Raw genomic sequence first — 7,668 nt, forward strand, 5'->3', positions numbered from 1 at the left:
CGCACCCAGCGCCGCCGCGACCTCGCCGCGCTCGCCTGGCCGGAGGCCGCCGGTACGACGCCCGAGCAGCGCGAGGCCCTGGAGCTGGCCGTACGCCACGGTCTGCCCGCACACGAGGTCGCCGCCGTGCTGTCGGTGAGCGCCGAGACGGCGGGCGCGCTGCTCTCCCAGGCCGCCTGCGAGGTNNNCGCCTGCGAGGTGGAGCGCACCCGCGCCGCGCTCGCCGTCGTCAAGTCCGGTGGCTGCAGGGTGGTTTCGGGTCTCGAAGGGGAGGACCAGCTACTGCTCGGCCCGGCCTTCCGCAGCGAACTCGTCAAGCACGTCGACGAGTGCACGCACTGCCGCCGTGCCGCCGAGCGCGCCATGTCCGGCGTCGCCTGGCCGGGCACGGCCCCGGCGGGCACCTCCGTGCTCGCGGTGCTGGAGGCCCCGCGTCCGGCGGTGGAGGCGGCGGTGCTGGCGGTACGCCGCGCCCGCAGCCGGCACGTTCCGCGCTTCGACAAGACCGGCTTCCCCGTGGAGATCAAGGACCGGAGCGCACGCCGCGACAAGCTGCGCAGCAGGGCCGTGACGACCACCGTCGTGGCCACGGTCGTCGCCGCTCCCGTGCTCGCCCTGTGGGCCGCCTACCGGGGCGCGCCCCTGACCGGCGAGTCGGAGCGCTCCAGGGTCTCCGCGGGGCGCGACGACGAATCGGCCATGCGCGGGCAGCCGTTCGAGAACGCCGCGCAGGACGGCGCGAGCGCGCACCACGACCGCAAGAAGCACGGCAAGGACGCCGACTCCCGCCGTAAGCACGGGCGTTCGGGCCACGGGTCCGGCGACGAGGACGGCAAGGACGGCGCGGACCGTGCGAAGGCCGCGGGGCGGCTCTCCGTGGACGCCCGTCCCGTGGGCGGCGCGACCCTCATCCGGCTGACGGCGAGCGGCGGTTCGCCGGTGCGCTGGTCGCTGTCCGGCGGCGCTCCGTGGCTGGCTCTCAGCCGTACGAGCGGGGTGCTCGGTCCCGGCGAGAGCATGACCGTACGCGTCACCGTGCTTCGCAGCCGTGAGCCGTCGGGGCCCTGGTCGGCGCATCTGCGGGTCGCGCCGTCCGGTGCGGTCGTCACCATCGAGGGACGGGGCTCCGGTTCGACGTCGCCGACGCCGCCGCCCTCACACGATCCGACGACCCCGCCGCCGGACGATCCCAGCACGCCCCCGGCGGACGACGACCCGTCGACGCCGCCGTCGGACCCGCCGAGTTCCGGCGAGCCGACCTCGTCGCCGCGCTGACGTCCCGCCGCCCCCGTACACACGGCACCCCGCCGACGCCGCAGCAGCGTCGGCGGGGTGCCGTGTGTCAGAGGGCGCGGTGCCCCCAGGGGCAGCCCGGTCAGCCGTCCGCCGGCAGCGGCGGGTCGGCCGGATGCGGCGCCAGCAGCGGCAGGGGCGCGAAGTGCGGGCCCCCGGAGGCCTGTTCGGCCGTACGCATCCGCTGGTCGCACATGTCCGCGAGGATGCCGTAGCCCGCCTCGCCCATCAGCTCCGTCAACTCCGGCTTGTACGAGACGTACACGGGCTCTCCGGCACCGTGCGCCGACGGCGCCGACGTGCACCACCAGTGCAGATCGTGTCCGCCCGGGCCCCAACCCCGCCTGTCGTACTCGCCGATGGAGACGATCAGCACCTGCTCGCCGTCGGCCTGCTCGACCCACTCGAAGGTTCTGCGGATCGGGAGCTGCCAGCACACGTCCGGCTTAGTCTCCAGCGGTTCGCGGTCCTCGCGCAGCGCGAGCTGGTGCAGCGCGCAGCCCTGACCGCCGGGAAATCCCGGGCGGTTGTGGAAGATGCAGGCGCCTTCCCAGCGGCGCGTCTGGCGCTCGCCGTCGTCCTCGTCCTTCTCCACCCAGCCGGTGGTGGTGCCCACGTCGTGGAACTGCCAGGTCTCGGGCGTCAGTCGGGCCACGTGCGAGGCCACGCGCTCCTCGTCCTCCTCGTCGGCGAAGTGCGCGCCGAGCGTGCAGCAGCCGTCGTCCGCGCGGCCCGGCCGGATGCCCTGGCAGCCCTGCCCGAAGACGCAGTTCCAGCGGGAGGTGAGCCACGTCAGATCGCAGCGGAAGACCTGCTCCTCGTCCGCGGGGTCGGGGAACTCGACCCAGGCGCGCGGGAAGTCGAGCCCGGTCTCCTCCGAGCGGGGGTCGTCGCCGTCCGGGGCGCCCGGGGGGTCCGTGGCCCCTGGGACGCCGGTGGTGTCCGGTTGCCCCGGATCGTTGATTTCGTCCTGCTTCCGGCGCTTCGCCGCTTTCGTCTTACCCACCCGCCCCAGGGTAGCCGGGGCGTCACCGGATGCGGCTAGCGTGAACGTCATGAGACTCGGTGTCCTGGACGTGGGCTCGAACACGGTCCACCTTCTCGTCGTAGACGCGCACTCCGGCGCGCGCCCCCTCCCCGCCTACTCGCACAAGGAGCAGCTCCGGCTCGCCGAACTCCTCGACGGCGACGGCGCGATCAGCCCCGAGGGCGTCGAGCGCCTCGCCGCCACCGTCGCCGGCGCCCTGGAGGTCGCCGAGGACCAGGGCGTCGAGGATCTGCTGCCGTTCGCGACGTCCGCGGTCCGCGAGGCGGCCAACGCCGAGCACGTCCTGGCGCGCGTCGCCGAGGAGACCGGGGTGAAGCTGGAGGTCCTCACCGGCGAGGACGAGGCGCGGCTGACCTTTCTCGCCGCGCGCCGCTGGTTCGGCTGGTCCGTGGGACGGCTGCTGCTGCTCGACATCGGCGGCGGCTCCCTGGAGATCGCCTCCGGGCAGGACGAGGAGCCGGACGCCGCGGTCTCCCTGCCGCTCGGCGCGGGCCGGCTCACCGGCGGCTGGCTGCCGGGCGATCCGCCGGACGCGGCGGACCAGCGGGCCCTGCGGCGCCATGTACGGGCCGAAATCGCCCGCGTGGTCGGGGAGTTCAGCCGGTTCAACGGGCCGGACCATGTGGTCGGCACGTCCAAGACGTTCAAGCAGCTCGCCCGGCTGTCCGGCGCCGCACGCAGCGCCGAAGGCCCGTACGTGGACCGCCGGTTGAGCCTCGACGGGCTCCGCGAGGAGCTGCCGCGCCTGGCCGCGATGACGTCCGCCGAACGGGCCGAGCTGCCCGGCGTCTCCGAGGGCCGCGCCCGCCAACTCCTCGCCGGTGCGCTGGTCGCGGAGGGTGCGATGGACCTCTTCCACGTCGAGGAGGTCGAGATCTGCCCGTGGGCGCTGCGCGAGGGCGTGATCCTGCGGCGCCTGGACCAGTTGCGGGGCTCGTGAGATGCCTCACGGCACAGGGCCGCGACGCCGCCCGCAGACGGGGGCGTACGGCATGCCGCGGCACCGTCGTGACCAGTCGCAACCAGTCGTGACCAGCGGGACGACCAGCGGAACTGCCCCCGGAGGGCGGACTTCCGCTCCCCGCTGGATCATCGGGCGGGAGCCGTAGGCTGTCTGCTGTGGTTCAACCTGCTGCGCGCGTCCCCGAGGTGAAGGTCGCCCTGTCCACGGCCTCCGTCTATCCGGAGTCGACGGCGACGGCCTTCGAGATCGCCGCGCGACTCGGCTACGACGGCGTCGAGGTCATGGTGTGGACGGACCCGGTCAGCCAGGACATCGAGGCGCTGCGGCGCCTCTCCGACTTCCACGGCGTACCCGTGCTCGCCGTGCACGCACCCTGCCTGCTGATCACGCAGCGCGTGTGGTCGACGGACCCGTGGGTGAAGCTCCAGCGCGCCCGGCACGCGGCGGAGCGCCTCGGTGCGTCCACGGTCGTGGTGCACCCGCCGTTCCGCTGGCAGCGCGCCTACGCACGGGACTTCGTACGCGGCGTGTGGCGCATGGCGGACGAGACCGACGTCCGCTTCGCCGTGGAGAACATGTTCCCGTGGCGCTACCGGGACCGCGAGATGCTCGCGTACGCCCCCGACTGGGACCCGACCCAGGACGACTACCGCCACTTCACGATCGACCTCTCGCACACCGCGACCTCCCGCACGGACACCCTCGCCATGATCGAGCGCATGGGCGACCGCCTCGGGCACGTGCACATCGCCGACGGCAACGGCTCCAACAAGGACGAGCACCTCGTACCGGGCCGCGGCTCCCAGCCCTGCGCCGAAGTGCTGGGGCGGCTCGGCGACAGCGGCTTCGACGGCCATGTCGTCGTCGAGGTCAACACCCGCCGCGCGATGTCCGCGGCCGAGCGCGAGAGCGACCTCGCCGAGGCGCTCGCCTACACCCGGCTCCACCTCGCCTCCGCGCCCGTCGGGGACGCGTCCCGGCAGGGGCAGCGGTGACGTCCGGCGGTCGCGCCGAGGGTCCGGTACGCAGACGCGGACGCCCCGCCTCCGCCGCCAAGGCCGCGGGCGAGCCCGCCGCACCGGACCGCATCCTGGTCTCGGCCCGTACGGAGTTCGCCGAGCGCGGCTACGAGAAGGCGTCGATCCGGGCCATCGCGCGCGGCGCGGGCGTCGACTCCGCCCTCGTACACCACTACTTCGGCACCAAGGAGCAGGTCTTCACGGCCGCCGTGGAGGGCGCCTTCGCGCCCGCGCTGGGCATCCCCGACCGGCTGTTCTCCGGCAGCCCGGAGGAGTGGGGCGAGCAGCTCACCCGGTTCGTCTTCCGCATCTGGGAGCGGGCGGTCACCCGCGAGCCGATGCTCGCCATCCTGCGGTCCGCCGTCAGCAACGACACCGCCGCCGCCGTCTTCCGCCGGCTCATCGCCCGCAATCTGCTGGAGCGCCTCGCGGGCGGCCTGGGCCGGCCCGACGCGGAGCTGCGGGTGGAGCTGGCGATGGCGCAGCTCGTGGGGACGGCCATGCTGCGGTACGTGATCAAGGTCGAGCCGATCGCGTCGGCGCCGCCCGAGGTGCTGATCCCGCGGCTGGCGCCCGTCGTCCAGCGGCATCTCACGGGCTGAGGACTCGCGTATGGGGATGCGTACGGGTACGGGTACGGGCCGGGCGCGGATGCGGACGGCGGGTACGTACGGACGGTCCCGCAGGTCCGCCGCCCTCCCTCCCGGCACCCGGGCGGAAGGTCTCAGCATGTGATCCCGAGGTCCGGATTCCGGGCGCGGGGGCGTACCCTCGGGGGCCACTGAATGTGCTGAGCCGCCGCCGGGCCGAGCCGCTGCCCGAGCCGGGGCGCCGTGAGCGCCCGGCGGCACGCACCGGCGGCACAGCGCGCCGCCGGACGGCGTCCGCACGCACCGTACGAGGAGTGCCACCATGCCCGAGCTGAGGTCCCGTACCGTCACCCACGGCCGCAACATGGCGGGTGCCCGAGCGCTCATGCAGGCGTCGGGCGTAGCGCGTGAGGACTTCGGCAAGCCGATCATCGCCGTGGCCAACAGCTTCACCGAGTTCGTGCCCGGCCACACCCACCTCCAGCCCGTCGGGCGGATCGTGAGCGAGGCCGTGCACGCCGCGGGCGGCATCCCGCGCGAGTTCAACACCATCGCCGTGGACGACGGCATCGCGATGGGCCACGGCGGCATGCTCTACTCGCTGCCCTCCCGCGACCTGATCGCCGACTCCGTCGAGTACATGACGGAGGCGCACTGCGCGGACGCGCTGATCTGCATCTCCAACTGCGACAAGATCACGCCCGGGATGCTCAACGCCGCGATGCGCCTGAACATCCCCACGGTCTTCGTCTCCGGCGGCCCCATGGAGTCCGGCACGGCGACGCTCGTCAACGGCACGGTCCGCAAGCTCGATCTGATCAGCGCCATCTCCGAGTCCGCGAACGACAGCGTCTCGGACGAGGACATGCGCCGCATCGAGGACAGCGCCTGCCCCACGTGCGGCTCCTGTTCGGGCATGTTCACCGCCAACTCGATGAACTGCCTGACCGAGGCGATGGGTCTGGCCCTGCCCGGCAACGGCTCCGTCCTCGCCACGCACACCGCCCGCAAGGCGCTCTACGAGGACGCGGGCGCCGCCGTCGTCGAGCTGGCACGGCGCCACTACGAGCAGGACGACCAGACCGTGCTGCCCCGCAACGTCGGCTCCCGCGCCGCCTTCGAGAACGCCATGGCGCTCGACATCGCCATGGGCGGCTCCACCAACACGATCCTGCACCTGCTGGCCGCCGCCCAGGAGGCCGAACTCGACTTCACCATGGCGGACATCGACGCGCTCTCCCGCTCGCTGCCCTGTCTGACGAAGGTCGCGCCCAACGGCTCGTACTACATGGAGGACGTGCACCGCGCCGGCGGCATCCCCGCCATCCTCGGCGAGCTGTACCGCGCGGGTCTGCTCAACGAGGACGTGCACAGCGTGCACTCCCCGTCCCTCGCCGACTGGCTCAAGAGCTGGGACATCCGCGGGGGTTCACCGTCCGCGAAGGCCATGGAGCTCTTCCACGCCGCGCCGGGCTGCGTCCGCTCGGCCGCCGCCTTCTCGCAGTCCGAGCGCTGGGACTCCCTGGACACCGACGCCTCCGGCGGCTGCATCCGCGACATCGACCACGCCTACTCGACGGAGGGCGGCCTCGCCGTCCTGTACGGGAACCTCGCCGAGAACGGCTGTGTCGTGAAGACGGCGGGCGTCGACGAGTCGATCCTCACCTTCTCCGGGCCCGCGGTCGTCTGCGAGTCGCAGGAGGAGGCCGTCGAGGCGATCCTCGCCAAGCGCGTCAAGGAGGGCGACGTCGTCGTCATCCGTTACGAGGGTCCCAAGGGCGGTCCCGGCATGCAGGAGATGCTCTACCCGACGTCCTTCCTCAAGGGCCGCGGCCTCGGCAAGGCGTGCGCGCTCATCACCGACGGGCGCTTCTCGGGCGGCACTTCGGGCCTCTCGATCGGCCATGTCTCGCCGGAGGCGGCGGGCGGCGGCACGATCGCGCTCGTCGAGACGGACGACCCGATCGTCATCGACATCCCGAACCGCACGCTCCGGCTGGACGTCCCCGACGACGTGCTGGCCGCGCGCCGCGAGGCCCTCGGCGGCACGTACGCACCGCGCGACCGCGAACGCAAGGTCTCGACGGCCCTGCGGGCGTACGCCGCGATGGCGACGAGCGCCGACAAGGGCGCGGTGCGCGACCTGACGCAGCTCGGCGGCTGACCGCCGGCCGCCCCGGCCGGNCCGCGGCGTGCTCCGGCCGGGGCCCCGTACGTACACGGAGTTCGGGGCGCCTGGGGGAGACCCGGGCGCCCCTCTCCGGGACATCCCTGAACAGCCCCCCATCTCCGGCGCTTTGCCTTTCCCGGGCCTCCCGCGGTGTGCGCATCATGCGAGCGCACGTACGTTCCAGGAGCCCGAGAGCGAGGCAGCGAAGTGATGCAGCAACCGGTCGTCCTGGCGGCGGGCGACCCCGCCGGAGTGTGGGCAGCGGCCATCGGGACCGCGGGCGTCTTCGTCCTGCTGATCGTGCTGGTCTGGCAGATCGCCGCGACCTGGCGGGCCCGCATGCTCGCTGCACGCGAGGAGCAGTACAAGGAGCTGGCCCGCAAGTACGCCGAACTCCTGGAGGACAACGTCGAGTTGCACCGGCGCAGCGTCGAGGAGCTGACGGCGGCGCGGCGTTCGATCGACTCCGTGGAGAAGCGGATGATGCGCGAGGTCGAGTGAGCCCGCGGACGCAGGGCGGGCGTGGCGCCCCGGGCGCCCCGGGCGCGCCGAGCGGGCAGCGCGCGACGCCGCCGACGGTCACG

The 7,668-nt window shown here is 73.4% G+C and carries 6 protein-coding genes; 5 read left to right on the forward strand and 1 reads right to left on the reverse strand.

Annotated features, from left to right (window positions below):
• Nucleotides 1-1,375 precede the first annotated feature (1,375 nt).
• A complete protein-coding gene (locus AN218_RS07640) occupies nt 1,376-2,350 on the reverse strand; it encodes a DUF3109 family protein (protein WP_107421390.1) in 975 nt (324 codons plus the stop codon).
• On the opposite strand from AN218_RS07640, the gene AN218_RS07645 reads away from it, so the two are divergent.
• From AN218_RS07645 to AN218_RS07665, 5 genes are all read left to right on the forward strand, one after another.
• Nucleotides 2,349-3,281, forward strand: a complete 933-nt coding sequence (locus AN218_RS07645; protein ID WP_070016012.1) for a Ppx/GppA family phosphatase — start codon at nt 2,349-2,351, stop codon at nt 3,279-3,281. The genes AN218_RS07640 and AN218_RS07645 overlap by 2 nt on opposite strands.
• A gap of 179 nt (nt 3,282-3,460) precedes the next feature.
• On the forward strand, nt 3,461-4,300 hold the full coding sequence (locus AN218_RS07650) for a sugar phosphate isomerase/epimerase family protein (RefSeq protein ID WP_070016008.1): 840 nt from the start codon (nt 3,461-3,463) through the stop codon (nt 4,298-4,300).
• The gene (locus AN218_RS07655; RefSeq protein ID WP_070016009.1) at nt 4,297-4,926 is read left to right on the forward strand and encodes a TetR/AcrR family transcriptional regulator; all 630 of its coding nucleotides are present in this window, start codon (nt 4,297-4,299) and stop codon (nt 4,924-4,926) included. Before AN218_RS07650 ends, AN218_RS07655 begins: the two co-directional genes overlap by 4 nt.
• A 310-nt stretch (nt 4,927-5,236) precedes the next feature.
• A complete protein-coding gene (gene ilvD, locus AN218_RS07660) occupies nt 5,237-7,078 on the forward strand; it encodes a dihydroxy-acid dehydratase (protein WP_070016010.1) in 1,842 nt (613 codons plus the stop codon).
• Between the two features lie 216 nt (nt 7,079-7,294).
• Nucleotides 7,295-7,585 carry a hypothetical protein gene (locus tag AN218_RS07665; RefSeq protein ID WP_070016011.1) on the forward strand — a complete coding sequence of 97 codons (291 nt, stop codon included), beginning with the start codon at nt 7,295-7,297 and terminating at the stop codon, nt 7,583-7,585.
• Nucleotides 7,586-7,668: the final 83 nt, after the last annotated feature.

Source organism: Streptomyces nanshensis, assembly GCF_001751255.1.
Classification (GTDB): Bacteria; Actinomycetota; Actinomycetes; order Streptomycetales; family Streptomycetaceae; genus Streptomyces; species Streptomyces nanshensis_A.

Coding starts and splice junctions, on each gene's coding strand:
- AN218_RS07645 (WP_070016012.1), top strand. CDS start 2,349: ATGAGACTCGGTGTCCTGGACGTGGGCTCGAACACGGTCCACCTTCTC.
- AN218_RS07640 (WP_107421390.1), bottom strand. CDS start 2,350: ATGACGTTCACGCTAGCCGCATCCGGTGACGCCCCGGCTACCCTGGGG.
- ilvD (WP_070016010.1), top strand. CDS start 5,237: ATGCCCGAGCTGAGGTCCCGTACCGTCACCCACGGCCGCAACATGGCG.
- AN218_RS07665 (WP_070016011.1), top strand. CDS start 7,295: ATGCAGCAACCGGTCGTCCTGGCGGCGGGCGACCCCGCCGGAGTGTGG.